Origin of the sequence: Metabacillus sp. Hm71, assembly GCF_051842955.2 — a bacterium.
GTDB lineage: Bacteria > Bacillota > Bacilli > Bacillales > Bacillaceae > Metabacillus.
Window position 1 is genome coordinate 4,193,998 of the sequence record NZ_CM200278.1, and the last position, 20,925, is coordinate 4,214,922.

Sequence of the window (20,925 nt, forward strand, 5' to 3'; positions counted from 1 at the left end):
TGATAAAAATGATGTTACATGAAATTCGAAAGAAAATACACAAGTTTGTAAGGTTATATCCCACTATTTTTTAGATAAGACGTTAGCTTTTCAAATAAAAAAACCCTTCATAATATGATGAAAGGGTTTGATATGTATTGTTTGATGGCGTCCCAGGAGAGATTCGAACTCCCGACCGACGGCTTAGAAGGCCGTTGCTCTATCCAGCTGAGCTACTGGGACTTAATTTATAAAAAATATAAGGTTTTAAATACTAAATTTGTCGTCGTCCCGATTTCAAAAAGATGATTCAAGATGCAGCTCAATCGGTACGCTGATGCCATTTCAAGGCAGCATATTCGTTCGTGCTCTATCCAGCTGAGCTACTGGGACTTATTTTAAGGATACAGATTTCAATTTCAAATATCACTAGCGACATTTTTCATTATATTGATATTTAATTTAAAAGTCAATATTATTATTAAATTTTTTAAAGGAGAGGGAGATCTCTCCCTCTCAAATATTTAATTTAGGGTTACTTGCTGAGAAAGTTCCTCAACTTTCTGTCCATTCACTTCATAAAACGTAACTTTTGCGGTGTTTTTTTCAATAGTAAGTATAGCATATGTCTTTTGTCTTCGCATCGCAGGAAGTCTGATGCTTCCGGGATTTATAAATAATATGCCATCGATCATCTCAGCACCGGCGATATGTGAATGTCCAAAACATGCAATATTCGCCTTTTTCTCTAATGCACGGTATTTTAAATTCATTAATGTAGCTTTTACATTATATAGGTGGCCATGTGTCATATACAAGGTGAAACCATTTACATCTACTATGATCTCATTCGGCAATTCAGAGCCAAAATCACAATTCCCTTTAACACCTTTAAAAGAACTTAATTCTTTACTGTCTGCCGGGAGCTCAGAATCTCCACAATGCAGCATAAAGTCCACTTCTGTTTTATGGCGGTTTTTTATGTCCTCGATTTCTGCTGTTAAGCCATGGCTATCACTCATTATTAAAACATTCATAAATACGCGCCCCATTTTATATTTGTTTAATAACTTCCAAGATCTTTTTTATAGCCTCTGCCCGGTGACTTATCCGGTTTTTTTCCTCTTTCGGTATACTTGCCATTGTCTGATTTAACCCTTTCACAATAAAGATTGGGTCATATCCAAAACCATTTTCTCCTTGCTGCTTCATTGCGATATACCCTTCACAAGTTCCCACCACCGTTTTTGTTTGCTGTCCAGGTATTGATAAGGCCAGCGCACAAATAAATCTTGCAGAACGGTCCTCCATGCTTTTAACACCAGTTAATTCTTCTAATACTTGGCTGATATTCGCTTGATCATCTTTTGCAGGTCCAGCATATCGAGCAGAAAAAATCCCCGGCCTGCCGCCTAAATAATCAATGGCTAAACCAGAATCATCGGCAATTGTCATGCGCTGATAGGCTTCCGAAATAGCTTCTGCTTTCAATATGGCATTTTCCTCAAAAGTAACCCCTGTCTCTTCAACATCAATTGAATCAGGGTAATCTAATAGAGATTGAACATGGAAGCCTATTGGAGATAATAATGCTTCAAATTCTTTTACTTTCCCTGGATTTTTTGTTGCAATAATGATTTCCTTCACTTTGCACCAACCTGCTTTTTGATATTTTCTGTCACGATGAGTGAAAGATCGCCAAGCGCCGCTTTTTGATGTTCGATAAGAGCTAATATTCCTTCTTCAGCCAGATCAAGCAGACAATTTAATTGCTGTCTTGAAAATGTTGCTTCTTCTCCAGTACCTTGCAATTCAACAAATTGACCTTGCGATGTCATAATGACATTCATATCGACTTCTGCACGTGAATCTTCAACATAATCTAAATCTAAGATTTCTCCATGCTCATTGTCAACCCCTACTGATACAGCAGCAAGGTAATCTGTAATTGGCAGCGCCTTTATTTTCCTATCAGCAACCAATTTCCCAAGCGCAATCGTCATAGCAACAAATGCACCTGTGATTGAAGCTGTCCTTGTTCCACCATCAGCTTGAATAACATCACAGTCAATCCAAATAGTGCGTTCACCTAATTCCTTTAGATCAACAACTGCTCGTAATGCTCTACCTATTAAGCGCTGAATCTCCATTGTCCGACCACTGATTTTCCCTTTTGAGGACTCTCGAATTGTACGCTGCTCTGTTGCCCTTGGAAGCATGGAATACTCAGCTGTAATCCATCCTTTTCCTTCACCTCGCATAAACGGCGGCACTCTATCCTCAATACTGGCATTACAAATTACCTTTGTATTACCGAAGGAGATTAAGACGGAGCCCTCTGGATGAATAACAAAATCTTTTACTATATCTACTTTCCTCAACTGATCCTTAGCACGGCCATCATGTCTCATTCTTTAATTCCCTCCAATGAAAGTCCATTAAATTCTGTAAAATTATGTACAAGAAAGAAGAGGTAGCTTTGTTATAAGCATACCTCTTTTTACCCTTTTTATAGTATATCAAAAACGTGCTATTAAAAACTACCTGTGTTCACTTTAGCAGGTCTTGTAACAGGCTCGGTCAACTTTTCACCATTCTCTCTCACTAATTCTGCTTTTCCATTTACTGTTACAGCAACACTTTCGACCCCTTCTTGCTCAGTTAACGTTAATACCAGTGATTGGAGAACCTCTGATGAAATGATTTTTTGTTCTTCATCAAAACTTCCATAAATTGATTCATTAAAATCTAAGGTTACCTTTCCATCTTCATATTTAGGCGCGCTTAATAATTCAACATCATTTTGGAAGCCGCTAATTAAACCTGTTGAAGGTGAAGGTCCCTCAATAAGCTCTTTTACTGCAGCAGCGATTGGATCTGTTTCCGTATTACTCACCCGCTTTGTAACAGGAACATAGTACTGTTGCCCATCAGCTTCAGCCGTGTAATAAACGGTTAACGGATGGGTATTTGTAATATCAACAACATCTGTAGAATCATGATTAATACCGCTTTCTCTACTCACACCATCCTGAATTGGTGTTCCATTTACAGGCATTTCCTTCTGCTCATGGCCATTCACCCAAATCTTTACCTTTTCCACATTATCAAACTGTGTTAATGTCCATGTAATTGCTTGTAAAATTTTTGCTTCATCTTCTTTTTTATAATCATTGAATTCCTTAGAAAAATCTGCAATGGCTACACCGTCTTTAATATCAACCCCTAATACTTGAGTATCTTGCGGTAGTACAGCTCGAAAACCATTTGGAAGAATATTTGATATTGGTCCGCCTTCTACTAAGTATTCTAATGCTTGTTTTGCGACACTTTTCGTTTTTGGTAGGTTCATTGAATAAGGGACAACCAATCCGTTTTTATCGATTAAATATAATTGACTTGTCACACTTTCCTCTGATGCTTCATCTGATACACCCTCTACATTTCCCTCTGAATTTAACTGTTCAGCGTCATCTGTAAGGGTCACATCTTGTGGTGGATCAATTTCTTTTGCAGCTTGTTCAGCATTAAATAAACCACAACCAGAAAGTAACATAGATGATGCAATAACCGTTATTGCTATCTGTTTGTTATATTTAGACATTCTCATCCCTCCAAAGGCAGTTTGTACTACTATGTATACGAGCTATTATTTGTTTTAGACCGATTTTTTGTACAAACTTTCATGAATAGCTACTCGCATTCTTGGAGGGTACCGTATGGGCACACAAGGAAAGAGGCTGCTCAATTGAGACAGCCTCTCTCTTCGTATCTATTAAGATTTCAGTTGCACATCCAATTTGATTGATTTGACACACTCTATTTCATGTTCAAACCATTTTGTTGCAATTTTTTCAAACAATTCTCTTGGACCAGTTGTTAAAAATAAATGCTGTTTTTTACCTGAGGATTGGTTTAATGCCTTTTTAAACGACAGAATTGTACTAACTTCTCTAGCAGTTTCATCCCCAGAGCAAATGATTTTTACTGCTTGTCCCATGAATCTTTCAATTTGCGGCTGAAGAATTGGATAATGTGTACAACCGAGAATTAACGTATCTATAGGAGAACCTTTAAGTGGTGCAAGAGTTTCTTCAACGATTAAATCCGCTTCTTCACCTTCATACTCACCACTCTCAACAAGTGGGACAAATTTAGGACACGCTAAACTTTCAACTGTTAATCTACTATTTAATGTTTTAAGCGCTGTTTCATAGGCAGCACTTTTAATGGTATTCACCGTACCAATAACACCGATATGATGATTTTTTGTTACTTTAACAGCTGTTCTAGCTCCGGGAAATATAACGCCAATAACAGGTATATCAACATTTTCCTGAATTTCCTGCAAGGCAATCGCTGTTGCTGTGTTGCATGCAATGACTAGCATTTTTATATGATGATTCTCTAATAAGTAATTTGTCATTTCCCATGTAAAACGACGTACCTCTTCAGCTGGTCTCGGGCCATATGGACAACGCGCTGTATCACCTAAGTAAATGATTTCTTCTTTTGGTAATTGTCTCATAATTTCTTTTGCTACTGTTAATCCGCCGACTCCCGAATCAATAACACCAATAGGACTTTTCAAACAATCGCCTCATTCTTCTCTCATTTCTTGTTGCAATTTAATTAACGATTTTTCTAGTAAGATCACTTCATCTTCCTTGAAATGAACAAGTATATCTTTTAAGTAATTTTGACGTTTATGAATCACTTCTTCGATAATTCGTTCACCTTCTTCTAATAGATGAATTCGTACAACTCTACGATCTTTTGGGTCTTTCACTCTAATAACCAATTGATTTTTTTCCATACGATCAACTAAATCTGTCGTTGTACTACACGCCAAATACATTTTATTAGATAGCTCGCCAATTGTTAAGTCCCCATTTTCCCAAAGCCATTGTAAAGCAATAAATTGCGGGGGTGTAATAGCATAATCACTTAATATTTCCCTGCCTTTTTGCTTAATAATAGCTGATATATGACGCAGCGCTTTTTCTAAATCGGCTACGGTTTGTTCATTCACACTTGCATGATTTGTCATTACATTCAAAACCCTCACTAATGAAATAGTGAGGATGACTCTTACACAAGATTTTATAGCAATCTAAGTCATCCTCATTTCATATTTTCCATGTTTTCCACAAAAAATGCAAGCTGCATGAGGACGATCAGATCAACCCAATAATAAAAAAACGATCATTATATAAATAATAACCGGCTTCCTTACTGAAAAGGTTAGCCGGTATTGGTTAGAGCTCTAGTTCACCCATTCGAAGGAGCTCGACAACCGCTTGAGAACGTCCCTTAACACCAAGCTTTTGCATTGCATTCGAGATGTGGTTTCGAACCGTTTTTTCGCTTATGAAGAGCTCGCTAGCAATCTCCTTTGTTGTCTTATCTTGGACTAACAATTCGAATACTTCTCTCTCTCTTTTCGTGAGTAATGGCTTTGATTGAAACTCTTTCTCTTTCAAGTATTGTAACCCTCCTTGCTAAGGTGAGAGCTGATCAAACGGATGGGTATATATTTAGTCAACATATATTATGTGTTTCTTCAGGTCACTGTGACAGAAATATGAAGGAAAAGGTGGTAAAAACCGTCTATTTTTTACAAATTTGCCAATTTCACCTGTTGCATTCGTTTTTTATCCTCTTTAGTCCATGGAATAGCTTTTCCTGTCTGCTTCGAGATCTGGACAATCGTTCCTCGGCCGACAAAAAGACTCTCACCATTTTGATTGATTCCTAAATAATGCAAGTCAATTGATGATGTACCAATTTTGTTTATTTTTACGTATAATTTGATTTCATCATCAAAAAAGGCTTGATTTAAGAAATCACATTGCAAGTCTGCCACAACCGGTATCTTTCCTCCATTTGGATCCAACCATTGCTGCATTAAGCCTATTTTTTTAAAGAATTCAATCCTACCTAATTCAAAATATGTAAAAGGAGCCGTATTGTTCATATGTCCAAACATATCTGTTTCGGAAAATCTAATTTTTATCTTATGATAAAAGGAAAAGCTGGTTAAATAAGATTCATCAAACCGATCAATATATGAAATATTTTTCAAAACGTTCAGTCCTTTCCACTTATTAATAAGAAAAGCGCAAGCGCCTTGCTCAGCCTAGGGCAAATAAGATGATTTGGAATAGAAGGCGTTCTTTGCCTTCAATTCCAAATCGGCTAGACCCTAGAGGGGCTAGGCGCTGGAGTTAGACACAAAAACTAAGTACAAAAAGTTTCTTTCTTAACGAGTAAGAAAAGCGCAAGGTGCTTAGCATTCGGCAACAAGCATAAGGTGAATAGGAATAGAAGGTGTTCTTTATCTTCAATTCCTATTTGACTAGACCTTAGAGGCAGTCAAAAACTAGGGCGGCCTTATCTCTTGACTGCACTTGCACATCCTGTGCTTCGCCGATGGCGCCTGGAGCTAGACACTAAAACTAAGTACAAAATTTTATACTTTCTTAAACTTCAACAAAGAAAAAGACTGACTTAAAAAAGTCAGCCCTTTCCTAAAACTGTTAACCTTGGTCACTGCCAAAGAAATTACGGAATGATTGAATAGTTGTATCACGGTTTAATGCTGCGATTGATGTAGTTAAAGGAATACCTTTTGGACATGACTGAACACAGTTTTGTGAGTTACCGCAGTTTGCTAAACCGCCATCACCCATAATGGTTTCAAGACGCTCTGATTTATTCATTTCACCTGTTGGATGGGCATTAAACAAACGTACTTGTGATAATGGAGCAGGTCCAATGAAATTAGATTTGCTATTTACGTTAGGACATGCCTCTAAACACACACCACAAGTCATACATTTTGAAAGTTCATAAGCCCATTGACGTTTTTTCTCAGGCATTCGTGGTCCTGGACCTAAATCATACGTACCATCAATTGGTATCCATGCTTTAACCTTCTTAAGTGAATCAAACATACGCTTACGATCCACTTGCAGATCACGTACAACAGGGAATGTACGCATTGGCTCAAGACGGATCGGCTGTTCAAGCTGATCAACAAGAGCCGTACATGATTGTCGCGGCTTCCCATTGATGACCATTGAACAAGCACCACATACCTCTTCTAGGCAGTTCATATCCCAGTTAATAGGTGTTGTTTTCTTCCCTTCCGCATTAACGGGATTTCGGCGAATTTCCATTAAAGCTGAAATTACGTTCATATTCGGACGATATGGTATTTCAAATTTTTCTTGATAAGGGGCAGCATCAGGTGATTCTTGACGAGTAATAATAAATTGAACGACCTTATTCTCACTCATTATTTATCCCCCTTTTTACTTTTAGAATAATCACGTTTACGTGGCTTGATGAGTGATACATCTACATCTTCGTATTTAAACTCAGGTGCTGTACGGTCTCCTGTGTAGCTAGCCATTGTTGTTTTTAACCATTCTTCATCATTGCGATCCGGGAATTCAGGTTTGTAATGTGCTCCGCGACTTTCATTACGATTGTAAGCACCAAGTGTTACGACACGTGATAATTGAAGCATGTTTTTCAATTGACGGGTAAATGTTGCCCCTTGGTTGCTCCATTTTGCCGTATCGTTAATATTGATGTTATCAAAACGTTCAATAAGTTCTTGAATTTTCTCATCTGTTTTAAGAAGTTTATCATTATGTCTTACAACGGTTACGTTATCTGTCATCCATTCTCCTAATTCCTTATGAAGAACGTATGCATTTTCACTGCCATCTAAGCTCATGATACTATTCCATTTTTCCTCTTCCTGTTTCACATAACCATCAAACACTGTAGACGAAAGATCCTCAGCACTCTTTTCAATGCCATTAATATACTTAACAGCATTAGGACCTGCAACCATACCGCCATAAATGGCAGATAATAAAGAGTTCGCTCCTAAACGATTCGCTCCATGCATAGAGTAATCACATTCACCAGCAGCGAATAAACCAGGAATATTTGTCATTTGGTCATAGTCCACCCATAATCCACCCATTGAATAATGGACCGCAGGGAAAATCTTCATTGGTACTTTACGTGGATCGTCACCCATGAATTTCTCATAGATTTCAATAATTCCGCCCAATTTAATATCAAGTTCTTTAGGATCTTTATGCGATAAATCTAAGTACACCATATTTTCGCCGTTGATTCCAAGCTTCTGTTCTACACAAACATCAAAGATTTCACGTGTAGCGATATCACGAGGAACAAGGTTTCCATATGCAGGATATTTTTCTTCAAGGAAATACCATGGTTTACCATCTTTATACGTCCAGACTCGTCCACCTTCACCACGTGCTGACTCACTCATTAGACGAAGCTTATCATCTCCCGGGATAGCAGTTGGATGGATTTGAATAAACTCACCATTCGCATAGTAAACACCTTGCTGATATACAATCGATGCAGCAGATCCTGTATTAATGACTGAGTTTGTTGATTTACCAAAGATAATTCCAGGGCCACCTGTTGCCATAATAACGGCATCTGAACGGAATGATTCAATTTTCATTGAAGTAAGATTTTGCGCGGTAATTCCACGGCACACGCCTTCATCATCAATGACGGCACCTAAAAACTCCCAGCCTTCATACTTGGTTACAAGACCGGCAACCTCATAACGTCTAACCTGTTCATCCAATGCATAAAGCAGCTGTTGACCAGTTGTTGCACCAGCAAATGCTGTACGATGGTGCTGTGTTCCGCCAAAACGTCTAAAATCTAGTAATCCCTCAGGAGTACGATTAAACATAACACCCATTCGGTCTAATAGGTGAATAATAGCAGGAGCAGCTTCGGTCATCGCTTTAACTGGCGGCTGGTTCGCCAAAAAGTCTCCACCGTATACAGTGTCATCAAAATGCTCCCAAGGTGAATCTCCTTCACCCTTCGTATTAACTGCACCGTTTATTCCCCCCTGTGCACACACAGAGTGAGAACGTTTAACTGGTACTAATGAAAATAAATCTACTTGAACTCCGGCTTCAGCGGCCTTAATAGTAGCCATTAAACCGGCTAATCCGCCTCCGACAACGATTATTTTACTTTTGCTCATTAAGCCCACTCCTTTTAATAGCTATTGCTAAAAATTACACGAATGCAAATATTGCTCGAACTCCCACGATTGATAGCGCTAAAAAGATCGCCAGCGTAACATAAGTGGAAATAACTTGTGAGCGAGGAGTAACAGTAATTCCCCAGCTAACAGCAAATGACCATAATCCGTTAGCAAAGTGGAATATGGTTGAAATAACTCCAATTAAGTAGAATGCTAGCATAAAAGGACTGCTTAAAATGGAAGCCATCATATCATAGTTTACTTCCGCTCCAAAAGCAGCAGCTATTCTTGTTTCCCAAACATGCCATGCAACAAAAATAAAGGTAATAATACCTGTTACACGCTGAAGCATGAATAGCCAGTTGCGCAGAAAACCATAATTGCTTACATTGTTTTTAGCTGTAAAAGCGATGTAAACTCCGTAAATTGCATGGTATAAAAGCGGAAGGAAAATAACAAAAATTTCCAACAGATACCTAAAAGGAAGCATCTCCATAAAATGAGCTGCCTCGTTAAATGCCTCTGCACCTCTTGTTGCAAAGTGATTGACAACAAGGTGCTGAACTAAAAAGAGGCCTACAGGAATTACTCCTAGCAATGAGTGCAGTCTGCGATTCACAAACTCTCTGTTTCCAGCCATTAAACTTACCCCCTAGTTTCAATAATGCTCCTACAAATTTTTAAACCTACGCCTTCAAGTTCACCCATTAATCTTTTCCTGATAAAGTTAAACTTTAATCAATTTAAATACGAATGACCATATGAAAAAAATAATGAGCGTAAACAGGCAGACAATATATGTACCCTCTGCCAGCTATTCAGATTAAATGTGACAAATACATTTTACTCCCATAAAGTAAGAGCGTCAAGAAAACGTGTTCATAAATTCTAATTTTTCGACAAATCTTATCGTATTTAATTTTATTTTATCAATATAGTGGTCCTCCAACAACATTCTCTATGTAAATACAAGAAATTATAAAGTTTGGGCTCCCGGTAAGGAGATAACGAAAATTGATTTATCCCTCCCCTTCTAAACTTAATCTATCAAAAATAGATTTTGCCGCTTTTTTATTTGAAACAAACCTATTTTACTTAATATTACATGTTTTTCAGTACAGAACTTGTTATATAATAAGCTTAGAAAGAGGGGAATACCGTGAATAAACAATTAGAACTCGTAAAAATGGAAGAATTAAAAGAAATTCAGGTACCAGCATTTAGTTTGGAATTGTTAAGAGACGTGCTGCTTCCAGATATTCTTGGACAAGATCATCAGCAAATGCTCTATTGGGCTGGAAAAGGAATTGCTCGTAAATATCCCGTACAATCAATCGAAGAGCTCGCAGACTTTTTTGAAGCGGCAGGTTGGGGAAATCTCACTTTACTACATAATAAAAAAAATGAAGTTGAATTTGAGTTAAGTGGAGAGCTCGTTTCAATTAGACTAAATAAAACAGATGATTGTACGTTTCAGCTGGAAGCTGGTTTTATAGCCGAACAGTTGCAATTGATGAACAAATACATCACTGAGACCTATGAACAAATCAAAAAACGTGCGGGCAAAGTTATGTTTATCGCACAATGGGACCAAAAAGATTTGCTTGATGAGGTCACCATCGGAAAACGCAGCAAACGTAAACTTTAAATGCAGTATGATGCTGTCTCAAAATGAGTCATGCCATTTTGAGACAGCCCTAATTTGGTTATACCCTTGCTGTTACTTTTGAAAGGTCAAAGGCGCTGTGAAGAATATCTACCGCTGTTACCATATGCTCACCGGAAATGACTGTAGATACTTTAATCTCAGATGTGCTAACCATTTTCACTTCAATTTCTTGTTCAGCTAGGACAGCGAACATTTCAGCAGCAACTCCAGGATTTGAAACCATTCCTGAACCGACAATGGATACTTTAGCAAGACCTGATTCAGATTCAATTCGTTCATATTTTAACTCAGACTTATGTTGCTCAAGAATAGAAATCGTATCCTCAAGATCGCCTGTTTTAATCGAAAATGAAATCGTTGTTTTATTGTCACTTGTCGTATTCTGAATGATAATATCTACATTCAAACCATGCTTCGCTAATGTTGAAAAAATCGTAGATAGTGTTGTTAATTCATTTGGCAGTCCTAAAACTGACACTCTTGTTACTTGATCCTCAAACGCAATCCCTCTTACAATTAGGTTTTCCTCCATTTTTGCTTCCTCCTCTATGATCGTTCCTCGTTCATTTTCCATGCTTGAACGAACCTCTAATGGAATATTGTAATTTTTCGCAAACTCAACCGCACGCGGATGTAAAACTCCCGCACCTAAATTTGCCAACTCTAGCATTTCATCATATGAGATTGCGTCAAGCTTTCTGGCACCTTTTACATATCGTGGATCTGTTGTATATACACCTGTTACATCCGTGTATATATCGCATTGATCCGCTTTTAAAGCAGCTGCTAGTGCTACTGCTGTTGTATCAGAACCGCCTCTGCCTAAAGTGGTAATTTGCAAAGTATTTGATGCGCCTTGGAAGCCGGCCACTACTACAATTTTCCCTGCAGTCAATTCCTTTTTTATGACATCTGGATTGATATTGGTTATTCTTGCATTTCCATGGCGTTCTTCTGTTTCAATTCCTGCCTGCCATCCTGTAAAAGAAATCGCCTCATATCCTTCTTCCAATAATGCCATTGCTAATAAAGAAATGGTCACTTGTTCACCTGTAGTGAGTAGCATATCCATTTCCCGCTTACTAGGTTTTGCCGAAATTTGGTTTGCCAGATCGACAAGCTGATCTGTAGATTTCCCCATCGCTGAGACGACAACCACTACATCGTTTCCTTTTTCTTTTTCTTGAATGACACGGTTAGCTACATTGAGAATTCTTTCAACAGAGCCAACAGAAGTACCACCAAATTTTTGAACAATAATACCCAAAATTACCTCACCCTTCTGTTTTTTTTCAATGATCGGATTATGTCTGCTAGAAGGTTAGAGCCATAAAATGATTTTTTACAAACAAAAAAGCAATGAGACAAAAACATCCCATTGCTAACTAAACGAAAAAAATTCGTCTTTATACAATGAGATAGCTCTCCAAGAAATCCCTTTCTTGACAATTTTACATCTATTAAATGTAAAACCAGCAAGTAAAGCAAATGGTGCCTTACTCACTTCGGCGAACATCCCCTTTTACCAGCTGTCATTGGAGACCATTCCTCCTCAACCTGGTTACTCTTGAAGTTCGCACCTCTACCATCATTTAACAAACTAACGATCATAGTATGAAATTACTTATTACATTACCAAACTTTTTTTAAAAACGCAAGCATCATTCATTCCCTACTCTTTTAAGGCTTCAATGATTTGCATAGCAATGCTTTCAGGCATACCGGCTTCCCTAAACTCTTCAACGCCAGCTTCCTTCATTTTTTTTAAGGAACCAAAATGCTTTAGCAGTGCTTTCTTTCTTTTTTCCCCTACACCAGGTATATCATCTAAAACGGAATGGAAGGCATTTTTCCCACGTATCTGACGATGAAAGGTGATCGCAAAGCGATGGACTTCATCTTGAATTCTTTGCAGTAGATAAAATTCCTGACTATTTCTTTCAAGTTGAATCATTTCAGGCGGGGAGCCGATGATCAGCTCTGATGTGCGATGCTTATCATCTTTCACTAAACCTGCAATGGGAATATCAATCCCCAGCTCGTTTTCTAATACATCTTGAGCCGCAGCTAAGTGTCCTTTCCCCCCATCAATAATCACTAAATCTGGTAAAGGAAGCTCTTCTTTTAGAACACGGCTATAACGCCGTCTTACAACCTCTCTCATCGATTCATAGTCATCAGGGCCTTTAACACCTTTAATTTTATATTTACGATAATGCTTTTTGGATGGCTTACCATCTTCAAATACAACCATTGCTGAAACAGGGTCTGCTCCTTGTATATTTGAGTTATCAAAGGCTTCTATACGGTGGGGGGTATGAATACCCAGCTTATCCCCAAGATTTTCGACAGCTTTAATCGTTCTCTCCTCATCTCTTTCGATTAGCTGAAACTTTTCTTTTAATGCTATTTTTGCATTCTTATGTGCCAATAAAATTAAATCTTTCTTTTGGCCGCGCTTCGGTTGGAGTGTTTTTACATCCAATAGCTGTTCAACAACATCCACTTCAATACTATCTGGCAGTAAAATTTCCTTTGGCACAAAATGATTGGCCTTTGAATAAAATTGTCCTAAAAAGGTTAAAAACTCCTGTTCTGGGCTGTCATAAATCGGAAACATGGAAACATCACGTTCAATTAGTTTACCTTGACGAATAAAAAAGACTTGCACACACATCCAGCCTTTATCATAAGCATAGCCGAATACATCGCGGTCCACATGGTCATTTAACGTCATTTTTTGCTTTTCCATTGTTGCTTCTATATGCAGGATTTGGTCCCGATATTCTTTTGCTCGCTCAAATTCTAATTCCTCAGAAGCCTTCACCATTTTTTCAGTTAAATCTTCTTTTATTTTTTTATATCCGCCATTTAAAAACTTAGTAATTTCCTCAACCATTTGCCGGTTTGTTTCTTCTGATACATCATTTACACAGGGTGCAAGACATTGTCCCATATGATAATAAAGGCAAACACGATCAGGCAGTGTTGAGCATTTTCTTAACGGGTACAGTCGATCCAGCAATTTTATCGTCTCACGGGCAGATTGTACATTGGGATATGGTCCGAAATACTTCCCTTTATTTCTTTTTACTTTTCTAGTGACAAGTAAACGCGGATGACGTTCATTTGTAATTTGAATAAACGGATATGTTTTATCATCCTTCAACATTACATTATATTTTGGATCATATTTTTTAATGAGATTTAACTCCAGTATCAGGGCTTCTAAGTTAGAGGAAGTGACAATATATTCAAAATCAACAATTTCATTGACTAAACGCAGTGTTTTTCCATCATGGGAACCTGTAAAATAAGAACGAACCCGGTTCTTAAGCACTTTTGCCTTACCGACATAAATAACGGTTCCTTGGCGATCCTTCATGATATAGCAGCCTGGCTGATCAGGAAGAAGTGCAAGCTTTTCCTTTATTTGTTCCTTCACTAGCAAACACTCTCCTAACTATTTTGTTTAAGACTTTTACTTCTCTTAAATAGGCAGTAATCCCCCAGTATAATGATAATTTACCATGGCGGATTACTGCCTATTTGTTGTTACAACTATTTTATCATGTCTCCTCTCATTCGTCCTATGTTAAATAGTCGAATTACGAGTAATGATTTCCTAAGGAATAAAAAAAAGGACTGACAAAAGTCAATCCTCATTTTTATACATGCTTGTTTAAAACTTCAGCTAATGCTTCTTTTGGTTGGTAGCCAACGGCTTTGTCAACTACTTCTCCGTTTTTTAAGACAAGTAAAGTCGGGATGCTCATTACGCCGAATTTACCTGCAGTTTCTTGGTTTTCGTCGACATCAACTTTTACGATTTTCACTTTATCTCCCATATCTGAATCAAGTTCTTCAAGAACCGGAGCAATCATCTTACAAGGTCCGCACCATGGTGCCCAGAAGTCTACTAATACGACCCCTTCGTTTGTTTCACTTGAAAATGTTTGATCTGTTACATTTGTTATTGCCATTGTAATTCCTCCTAATTTGTAGGGTAAAATATGTTTAAAGTATAGCACTCACAATCGAAGTAAGCTAACAATTTGCTTCTCTATTACTTTTCCCAATGTTTCGCTATCGAAACATTGTTTTTATCATACGAAAAGCACGCATTTGCGTGCCTCCCATATTAAGTATGAATTTTAAGTTTTTTAAACTCCTCTGTTAAGAGCGGAACGACTTCAAATAAATCACCGACGATTCCATAATCTGCAACTTTAAAAATATTTGCTTCCGGATCCTTGTTAATCGCTACAATGACTTTGGAATTTGACATACCAGCTAAATGCTGAATCGCTCCTGAGATACCGCAAGCAATATATAAGTCTGGTGTTACGACCTTACCTGTTTGCCCGATTTGCAATGAATAATCACAGTAATCAGCATCACATGCTCCGCGCGAAGCTCCGACAGCACCACCTAACACCTCGGCCAATTCCTTTAATGGCTTAAAGCCATCCTCACTTTTGACCCCGCGTCCGCCAGCAATTACTACCTTTGCTTCTGATAAATCGACCCCTTCAGAAGCTTTTCGTACAACCTCTTTTACAATGGTTCGTAAATCTTTAATATCTACTGATAGGGAGCTGGATGTTCCGTTTCTCGTTTCATCTTTTGGAAGTGGAGCAATATTATTTGGACGAATTGTAGCAAATATGATGCCATCTGTGACAATTTTCTTTTCAAATGCTTTTCCTGAATAAATAGGTCGTGTAAATACGACATTTCCTCCTGCCACTTCGATAGCTGTTGCATCAGAAACCAAACCTGTGTTTAATTTTGCTGCAATTTTTGGTGATAAATCCTTCCCTAACGCAGTATGGCCGAATACAATGCCTTCTGGATGTTCATTTTGAATGACAGCTAAAAGAGCTTGGGCATATCCATCAGGTGTATACGTTCGAAGTTTATCATTTTCAACCGTTACTACCCGGTCTGCACCATATTGAATGAGTTCTGTTGATAAAGATGCAACATTTTCCCCCATTAATACGGCAACCACTTCTCCCCCTTCAGAAATGGTTTTCCCTGCTGCAATCGCCTCAAAAGATACATTACGCAATGCTTGATCGCGAACTTCACTTAATACAAGAACTTTTCTACCCATTTATTTTTCCCCCTGTTCTGATCATTTGATCCGATTCATTCTCCCTGTTAAATTACCTTTGCTTCGTTGCGAAGAAGTGATACCAGTTCTTTTACTTGATCTTCTAACTCTCCTTGTAAAACCTTCCCTGCTTCTTTTTTTGGAGGTAAGAAAATTTCAATTGTTTTTGTTTTTGCTTCAATATCATCTTCATCCAGATCAAGATCATCTAATTCAAGCTCATCAAGCGGTTTTTTCTTTGCCTTCATAATACCAGGCAACGATGGGTATCGCGGCTCATTTAGTCCCTGTTGTGCTGTTACTAATAATGGCAAAGTTGTTTCGATAACTTCAGAATCCCCTTCAACATCACGAACAATCGTCACGTCTTCCCCATCAATATCAAGCTTTGTAATTGTTGTTACATATGGGATGTTTAATAATTCGGCTAATCGTGGACCAACCTGTCCCGATCCGCCATCAATAGCTACATTCCCTCCGAGAATAAGATCAAAATCTTGCTCTTTAAGATACTCTGCTAAAATTTTTGAAGTTGTAAATTGATCACCGGCTTCTACATCATCTTCTATATTAATTAAAACCGCTTTATCACAGCCCATCGCTAAAGCCGTACGCAGTTGTTTTTCAGACTCTTCCCCGCCGATTGTGACAACTGTAACTTCCCCGCCATTTGCATCTCGCAGCTGTATTGCCTCTTCAATTGCATATTCATCATACGGGTTTATAATAAATTCGGCGCCATCCTCTTGAATTTGGCCATTAGAAACGACGATTTTCTCTTCAGTGTCAAATGTTCTTTTCATCAAAACAAAAATATTCATTTCCCATTCCCCCATGTGTCATTAAGTATTTTTGAAGCAATTCCTTATATGCTAGTTCCCCTTGAAAGTTGGTTTGCGTTTTTCAATAAATGCTGAAATCCCCTCTTTCGCATCAGCACTTTCAAAAATCTCACCAAAGCTTTCAGCCTCTTGTTTCATCCCTGCTTCGTATACTGATGTTTTACTGGTATGAAGCAGTTCAATCACCGCCTTGACAGAAAGAGGACTTTTTTGTGCGAATTTTGCTGCAAGCTTTTTCGCTTCTTCAAGAAGGCTTTCCTCTGGAAAGGAGTGGTTAGCAAGTCCCAGCTTTACAGCTTCGGCTCCTGTAATCGGTTCACTTGTTAGCATCATTTCTAATGCACGGCCTGTTCCAATATATTTTGGGAGTCTTTGCGTACCGCCAAAGCCTGGAATAATGCCAAGCTGGAGTTCCGGCAGGCCAAGCTTGGCATTTTCTGTAACTAGGCGAATATGACATGACATGGCTAGTTCCAGCCCCCCGCCTAAGGCAGCGCCATGTATCGCAGCAATAATCGGTTTTTTAAAGGTTTCAATTCTTTCAAATAATTCCTGCCCAGCCGCAGCCATTTTAGAAAATTCTTCACCTGATGGCACTTGAAGGAATTCTTTAATATCTGCTCCTGCCGAAAAAAATCTCCCTTCACCATGTAAGACAATCGCCCGTACTTCCTCATCTGTTTCCATTTCATCAAGCAAAATTGAAAGTTCTCTCAATACATTTGAGGATAGTGCGTTTGCTGGTGAATGGTCAATTGTCACAACAGCAACCTTATCTTCTTTTACAAGCTTTAAAAATTCCATGTCATTTCCCCCTCGCCTATCAGCTTTTACTCTAATGTATGTTTGTTTCTGACTTATTAAGTACTTTCGATTTAGATTAAGGTTTTTCCTATACATATTTGAAATACGGTTTATCTCTATCTTTTCGTAAAGCCATATACAATTAAGTCATGAACCTTTTTTGCTTGTTTTGGTAAATCATATTTTTGCTCGTTCATAACCCAGGTTGTAACAGTTTCATCAATCGTTCCAAAGATCATTTGTCTTGTTAATCGAAGATCCAGATCCTCTCTAAATTCTCCCGTTTCCTTCCCGGCTGTAATAATTTTATCCACTACATTGAAGTAACCCTTTAATACCTCATTTATCCTTAAGCGCAGCTCTTTATTTGATTGTCTAAGCTCAAGCTGTGTCACGATCGCTAAATGATGATCATCAGCGAGCAATGAGAAATGTGTTTTAATAAGAGTAAATAGCTTTTCTGCCGCTGTTTCAGATGACTTTATTTCACCTTCGATTTTTTCGATAAAGATGCCCATTTTCTCTTGAAATAGTGACACAAGGATGTCTTCTTTGTTCTTGAAATACAAATAAATGGTTCCATCAGCAACACCTGCTTGTTTGGCAATCTTTGATACTTGTGCTTGGTGATACCCATTTTCAGCGATTACGATTACAGCAGCATCTATTATTTGTTTATATTTCGGTTTTTTCTGTTTCAATGGTCGACTCTCCTTCTGGAAATGAATGAATCATCATTCATGTTTCATGATAAATTTTCCTACCCATAATGTCAAGCCTCAATTCGTTTTTATATAATCCATTCACAAGAATGGACCCAATAAGGGTCCACTCTATATAGCCTTACTTAATCATGTATTAAAACCCTTAATTTGCGTTTTTGAATTTTTCTTTTTCCTCATCTATTAGGACACGCCTTAATATTTTACCGACGGCAGTTTTTGGCAACTCTTTACGAAACTCATATATGTGTGGAACTTTATATGCCGCTAAATGCTGTCTGGCATATTCATTAAATTCCTCTGGTGACGCTGTCTGATTATCCTTTAATACGATATATGCCTTAACCGTCTCACCTCGATACGGATCTGGTATCCCAGCAACAACCACTTCCTGAACCTTCTCATGCTCATAAAGAACTTCTTCTATCTCACGTGGATAGATATTATATCCACCAGCTATAATCATATCCTTTTTCCGGTCAACAATGTAGAAATATCCTTCTTCATCCATAAAACCGATATCTCCTGTAAACAGCCAGCCATCTTTGAGAACAGCTTCTGTTTCCTCACGCTTATTCCAATATCCTTTCATTACTTGAGGACCACGAATGACGATTTCACCAAGCTCATTTGGTTCAGCAAAGCCACCTTTTTCATAGGACAGAATGGCTGAATCTGTATTTGGCCACGGAACCCCGATGCTTCCTGTTTTTCGTTTCTCCCAAAAAAAGTTTGCATGTGTGACTGGTGAAGCCTCTGATAAACCATACCCTTCAACAAGACGCCCTCCTGTTATCTTCTCAAACTTTTCTTGAACCTCAACAGGAAGTGGTGCTGAGCCGCTTATACAGCAATTAATCGAAGAGAGATCGTAGTTTTGGATGTTAGGATGGTTCAGCAAAGCAATATAAATGGTTGGTGCACCTGGAAAAAGTGTCGGTTTTAGCTTTTCAATTGTTTTTAACGTGTCTGTTGCATCAAATTTCGGAAGGAGAATCATTTTAAATGCCTGCATAACAGACAGATTCATCACTGTTGTCATCCCATATACATGGAAAAATGGGATAATACCCAGGACAGATTCTTCTCCTCGCTTACATTTATACATCCAGTGAGCACACATTTGCGTATTTGCCGCAATATTTGTATGGGTCAGCATTACACCCTTTGGAAAACCTGTTGTCCCACCAGTATATTGTAAAATCGCAATGTCTTCTGAAGGCCTTATATCAGGCAAATCTGCTTTTGGCTCAGCTATGGACAGGATCTTCTTAAATAAATGTGTATCACCCTTGTGTTCAATATTTACAACGAGTTGATTCTGTTTTTTTTGAACAAACGGATATAGAAGATTCTTAGGGAACGGCAAATAGTCTTTTATTCCTGTAACAATAATATGCTTTAAATTTGTTAACGCTTTCATTTTTGATACTCTTGGATATAATAAATCAAGTGTAACAATGTATATAGACTCACTATCTTTTAGCTGGTATTCGAGCTCTCTTTCCATGTAAAGCGGATTTGTTTGGACAACAATACCGCCTGCTAATAATACTCCGTAATAAGCAATAACTGCTTGCGGACAATTAGGCAGCATGATCGAAACTCTGTCACCCTTTTGTAAACCAAGTGATTGTAAATAATTGGCCAGCTTTAACGACTGATTGCTAAGCTCTGCATAAGTCAGTTCTTTTCCTAGGAAATGAATAGCTTTTTTTGTTGGGAATTCAGCTGCGGCTTGAAGTAAATATTCATATAATGATGTGTCTTCAAAATGAATTTCGTGAGGGATTTCTTTTGGATAATGACGTATCCAAGGTTTCGGACATTCCATCTTTTACTCCTCCTCAAATGCTATTCTTTAACAGTACAAGCTATATGGATAAACTTTACCATTCAATCTTTATGTTTTTTTGCGGAGAGGAGGCTGGTATTGGTTTAGTAAGATGAAAACTACACTAATAGTCGTAAACAGACGTCGCTCTTCCCCTTCCCTTCTTATAAAAAAGTATAGCAGATTTTTTCATATTCAGAAATATAAATATTTTCAAATAGTATTAACACAAGCTCCTATTCTATAAAAGAAGATTTTTCAAGGGTAGGGTGTCCCCCAAGCTGCTATATTTAGAATTAATAAAGCCTGACATCTTTTAAATGCCAGGCTGAAAGTAGAGCAAAATGACTAATATTCGACATTGTTTGCTACCAATTGATATTCTAAAAAAACACTAAATAAATAATCCCTATTAGGATAAATAAGCCGCACAGCCCAAACATTACTTTAGCCAAAGTCTCCAATTTGCCACTCTCCCTTAAATCCCAGCTCCAATAACAAATGATAATCCGACAGATATCACGAGTGAAATAAAGCCAACAGCACGGTTATCCTTTTGGATTTCCTCATCAATTTTAAATTTTGGGGTCATAAATTCATAAATGAAATAGCCTAAAAGCAGCAGGATAAAACCGAAAAGTCCGGACCCCATCATTTCTAATAAGCTTTCATGCTGATTGATTGAAAATCTGAAAATATTGGCAATACCAAAGATTTTACCACCTGTTGCCATGGCAACAGCCATATTCCCCTTTTGAATTTCTTCCCAATTTTTATACTTCGTCACAAGCTCAAAGATTGTTAAAAACACAATGATACATAGAACCACAACGCTGTAGTAGGCAGCAATTTGAACTAATTCATTTTCCCAAAATCCTTTCATCATACC

The 20,925-nt window shown here is 37.9% G+C and carries 21 protein-coding genes, 1 tRNA gene and 1 riboswitch; of the genes, 1 reads left to right on the forward strand and 21 read right to left on the reverse strand.

Annotation, left to right across the window (positions count from 1 at the left end; translation table 11 throughout):
• Nucleotides 1–145: 145 nt before the first annotated feature.
• From ACSVDH_RS20795 to ACSVDH_RS20850, 12 genes are all read right to left on the reverse strand, one after another.
• Nucleotides 146–222, reverse strand: a tRNA-Arg gene (locus ACSVDH_RS20795).
• 281 nt (nucleotides 223–503) lie between these two features.
• Nucleotides 504–1,016 (reverse strand): metallophosphoesterase, encoded by a 513-nt coding sequence (locus ACSVDH_RS20800; protein WP_439249944.1) that lies wholly within the window; start codon nucleotides 1,014–1,016, stop codon nucleotides 504–506.
• Between the two features lie 16 nt (nucleotides 1,017–1,032).
• A complete protein-coding gene (locus ACSVDH_RS20805; protein ID WP_439249943.1) occupies nucleotides 1,033–1,626 on the reverse strand; it encodes an XTP/dITP diphosphatase in 594 nt (197 codons plus the stop codon).
• On the reverse strand, nucleotides 1,623–2,390 hold the full coding sequence (gene rph, locus ACSVDH_RS20810; protein ID WP_299089446.1) for a ribonuclease PH: 768 nt from the start codon (nucleotides 2,388–2,390) through the stop codon (nucleotides 1,623–1,625). Before rph ends, ACSVDH_RS20805 begins: the two co-directional genes overlap by 4 nt.
• A 122-nt stretch (nucleotides 2,391–2,512) precedes the next feature.
• Nucleotides 2,513–3,583 carry a GerMN domain-containing protein gene (locus ACSVDH_RS20815; RefSeq protein WP_439249942.1) on the reverse strand — a complete coding sequence of 357 codons (1,071 nt, stop codon included), beginning with the start codon at nucleotides 3,581–3,583 and terminating at the stop codon, nucleotides 2,513–2,515.
• 171 nt (nucleotides 3,584–3,754) lie between these two features.
• Complete coding sequence (racE, locus tag ACSVDH_RS20820) at nucleotides 3,755–4,570, reverse strand: glutamate racemase (protein ID WP_439249941.1); 816 nt, start codon at nucleotides 4,568–4,570, stop codon at nucleotides 3,755–3,757.
• A gap of 9 nt (nucleotides 4,571–4,579) precedes the next feature.
• Nucleotides 4,580–5,029, reverse strand: a complete 450-nt coding sequence (locus ACSVDH_RS20825) for a MarR family winged helix-turn-helix transcriptional regulator (protein ID WP_299089449.1) — start codon at nucleotides 5,027–5,029, stop codon at nucleotides 4,580–4,582.
• Between the two features lie 208 nt (nucleotides 5,030–5,237).
• Nucleotides 5,238–5,462: a spore germination transcription factor GerE gene (gene gerE, locus ACSVDH_RS20830; RefSeq protein ID WP_003184172.1), complete on the reverse strand. Its 225-nt coding sequence runs from the start codon at nucleotides 5,460–5,462 to the stop codon at nucleotides 5,238–5,240.
• A 134-nt stretch (nucleotides 5,463–5,596) separates the two neighbouring features.
• Nucleotides 5,597–6,064 carry an acyl-CoA thioesterase gene (locus tag ACSVDH_RS20835; protein ID WP_439249940.1) on the reverse strand — a complete coding sequence of 156 codons (468 nt, stop codon included), beginning with the start codon at nucleotides 6,062–6,064 and terminating at the stop codon, nucleotides 5,597–5,599.
• Between the two features lie 454 nt (nucleotides 6,065–6,518).
• Complete coding sequence (gene sdhB / locus ACSVDH_RS20840) at nucleotides 6,519–7,280, reverse strand: succinate dehydrogenase iron-sulfur subunit (RefSeq protein WP_299089493.1); 762 nt, start codon at nucleotides 7,278–7,280, stop codon at nucleotides 6,519–6,521.
• Complete coding sequence (sdhA, locus tag ACSVDH_RS20845) at nucleotides 7,280–9,043, reverse strand: succinate dehydrogenase flavoprotein subunit (RefSeq protein WP_299089495.1); 1,764 nt, start codon at nucleotides 9,041–9,043, stop codon at nucleotides 7,280–7,282. Before sdhA ends, sdhB begins: the two co-directional genes overlap by 1 nt.
• A gap of 34 nt (nucleotides 9,044–9,077) precedes the next feature.
• Nucleotides 9,078–9,686, reverse strand: a complete 609-nt coding sequence (locus tag ACSVDH_RS20850) for a succinate dehydrogenase cytochrome b558 subunit (RefSeq protein ID WP_299089497.1) — start codon at nucleotides 9,684–9,686, stop codon at nucleotides 9,078–9,080.
• 546 nt (nucleotides 9,687–10,232) lie between these two features.
• Between ACSVDH_RS20850 and ACSVDH_RS20855 the strand changes: the two genes are divergently transcribed.
• Complete coding sequence (locus ACSVDH_RS20855; protein WP_439250307.1) at nucleotides 10,233–10,694, forward strand: YslB family protein; 462 nt, start codon at nucleotides 10,233–10,235, stop codon at nucleotides 10,692–10,694.
• Nucleotides 10,695–10,752: 58 nt separating this feature from the next.
• Here ACSVDH_RS20855 and ACSVDH_RS20860 read toward each other — a convergent pair whose 3' ends face one another.
• The 9 genes from ACSVDH_RS20860 to ACSVDH_RS20900 all read right to left on the reverse strand — a co-directional run bounded on the left by ACSVDH_RS20860 (nucleotide 10,753) and on the right by ACSVDH_RS20900 (nucleotide 20,919).
• Complete coding sequence (locus ACSVDH_RS20860) at nucleotides 10,753–11,982, reverse strand: aspartate kinase (RefSeq protein ID WP_439249939.1); 1,230 nt, start codon at nucleotides 11,980–11,982, stop codon at nucleotides 10,753–10,755.
• A gap of 144 nt (nucleotides 11,983–12,126) precedes the next feature.
• A riboswitch (Lysine riboswitch) is annotated at nucleotides 12,127–12,308 on the reverse strand.
• A gap of 79 nt (nucleotides 12,309–12,387) precedes the next feature.
• Nucleotides 12,388–14,160: an excinuclease ABC subunit UvrC gene (uvrC, locus tag ACSVDH_RS20865; protein ID WP_299089500.1), complete on the reverse strand. Its 1,773-nt coding sequence runs from the start codon at nucleotides 14,158–14,160 to the stop codon at nucleotides 12,388–12,390.
• Nucleotides 14,161–14,383: 223 nt separating this feature from the next.
• Nucleotides 14,384–14,698, reverse strand: a complete 315-nt coding sequence (gene trxA / locus ACSVDH_RS20870) for a thioredoxin (protein ID WP_299089501.1) — start codon at nucleotides 14,696–14,698, stop codon at nucleotides 14,384–14,386.
• Nucleotides 14,699–14,856: 158 nt separating this feature from the next.
• Nucleotides 14,857–15,834, reverse strand: coding sequence for an electron transfer flavoprotein subunit alpha/FixB family protein (locus ACSVDH_RS20875; protein WP_439249938.1), 978 nt, complete (start codon nucleotides 15,832–15,834; stop codon nucleotides 14,857–14,859).
• Nucleotides 15,835–15,881: 47 nt separating this feature from the next.
• Nucleotides 15,882–16,655, reverse strand: a complete 774-nt coding sequence (locus ACSVDH_RS20880; protein ID WP_439249937.1) for an electron transfer flavoprotein subunit beta/FixA family protein — start codon at nucleotides 16,653–16,655, stop codon at nucleotides 15,882–15,884.
• Nucleotides 16,656–16,706: 51 nt separating this feature from the next.
• The gene (locus tag ACSVDH_RS20885) at nucleotides 16,707–17,480 is read right to left on the reverse strand and encodes an enoyl-CoA hydratase (protein WP_299089507.1); all 774 of its coding nucleotides are present in this window, start codon (nucleotides 17,478–17,480) and stop codon (nucleotides 16,707–16,709) included.
• A gap of 116 nt (nucleotides 17,481–17,596) precedes the next feature.
• A complete protein-coding gene (fadR, locus tag ACSVDH_RS20890) occupies nucleotides 17,597–18,181 on the reverse strand; it encodes a fatty acid metabolism transcriptional regulator FadR (protein WP_299089509.1) in 585 nt (194 codons plus the stop codon).
• A gap of 166 nt (nucleotides 18,182–18,347) precedes the next feature.
• Nucleotides 18,348–20,036 (reverse strand): AMP-binding protein, encoded by a 1,689-nt coding sequence (locus tag ACSVDH_RS20895; protein WP_299089512.1) that lies wholly within the window; start codon nucleotides 20,034–20,036, stop codon nucleotides 18,348–18,350.
• A gap of 478 nt (nucleotides 20,037–20,514) precedes the next feature.
• Nucleotides 20,515–20,919, reverse strand: coding sequence for a DUF350 domain-containing protein (locus ACSVDH_RS20900; RefSeq protein ID WP_299089513.1), 405 nt, complete (start codon nucleotides 20,917–20,919; stop codon nucleotides 20,515–20,517).
• Nucleotides 20,920–20,925 lie beyond the last annotated feature (6 nt).

What these genes read in the sequence shown, in the direction of transcription:
- sdhB (WP_299089493.1), bottom strand. Translation starts at nt 7,280, where the DNA reads ATGAGTGAGAATAAGGTCGTTCAATTTATTATTACTCGTCAAGAATCA.
- ACSVDH_RS20900 (WP_299089513.1), bottom strand. Translation starts at nt 20,919, where the DNA reads ATGAAAGGATTTTGGGAAAATGAATTAGTTCAAATTGCTGCCTACTAC.
- ACSVDH_RS20850 (WP_299089497.1), bottom strand. Translation starts at nt 9,686, where the DNA reads ATGGCTGGAAACAGAGAGTTTGTGAATCGCAGACTGCACTCATTGCTA.
- ACSVDH_RS20880 (WP_439249937.1), bottom strand. Translation starts at nt 16,655, where the DNA reads ATGAATATTTTTGTTTTGATGAAAAGAACATTTGACACTGAAGAGAAA.
- trxA (WP_299089501.1), bottom strand. Translation starts at nt 14,698, where the DNA reads ATGGCAATAACAAATGTAACAGATCAAACATTTTCAAGTGAAACAAAC.
- sdhA (WP_299089495.1), bottom strand. Translation starts at nt 9,043, where the DNA reads ATGAGCAAAAGTAAAATAATCGTTGTCGGAGGCGGATTAGCCGGTTTA.
- rph (WP_299089446.1), bottom strand. Translation starts at nt 2,390, where the DNA reads ATGAGACATGATGGCCGTGCTAAGGATCAGTTGAGGAAAGTAGATATA.
- ACSVDH_RS20800 (WP_439249944.1), bottom strand. Translation starts at nt 1,016, where the DNA reads ATGAATGTTTTAATAATGAGTGATAGCCATGGCTTAACAGCAGAAATC.
- ACSVDH_RS20885 (WP_299089507.1), bottom strand. Translation starts at nt 17,480, where the DNA reads ATGGAATTTTTAAAGCTTGTAAAAGAAGATAAGGTTGCTGTTGTGACA.
- ACSVDH_RS20855 (WP_439250307.1), top strand. Translation starts at nt 10,233, where the DNA reads ATGGAAGAATTAAAAGAAATTCAGGTACCAGCATTTAGTTTGGAATTG.
- ACSVDH_RS20815 (WP_439249942.1), bottom strand. Translation starts at nt 3,583, where the DNA reads ATGTCTAAATATAACAAACAGATAGCAATAACGGTTATTGCATCATCT.
- ACSVDH_RS20875 (WP_439249938.1), bottom strand. Translation starts at nt 15,834, where the DNA reads ATGGGTAGAAAAGTTCTTGTATTAAGTGAAGTTCGCGATCAAGCATTG.
- ACSVDH_RS20895 (WP_299089512.1), bottom strand. Translation starts at nt 20,036, where the DNA reads ATGGAATGTCCGAAACCTTGGATACGTCATTATCCAAAAGAAATCCCT.
- ACSVDH_RS20825 (WP_299089449.1), bottom strand. Translation starts at nt 5,029, where the DNA reads ATGACAAATCATGCAAGTGTGAATGAACAAACCGTAGCCGATTTAGAA.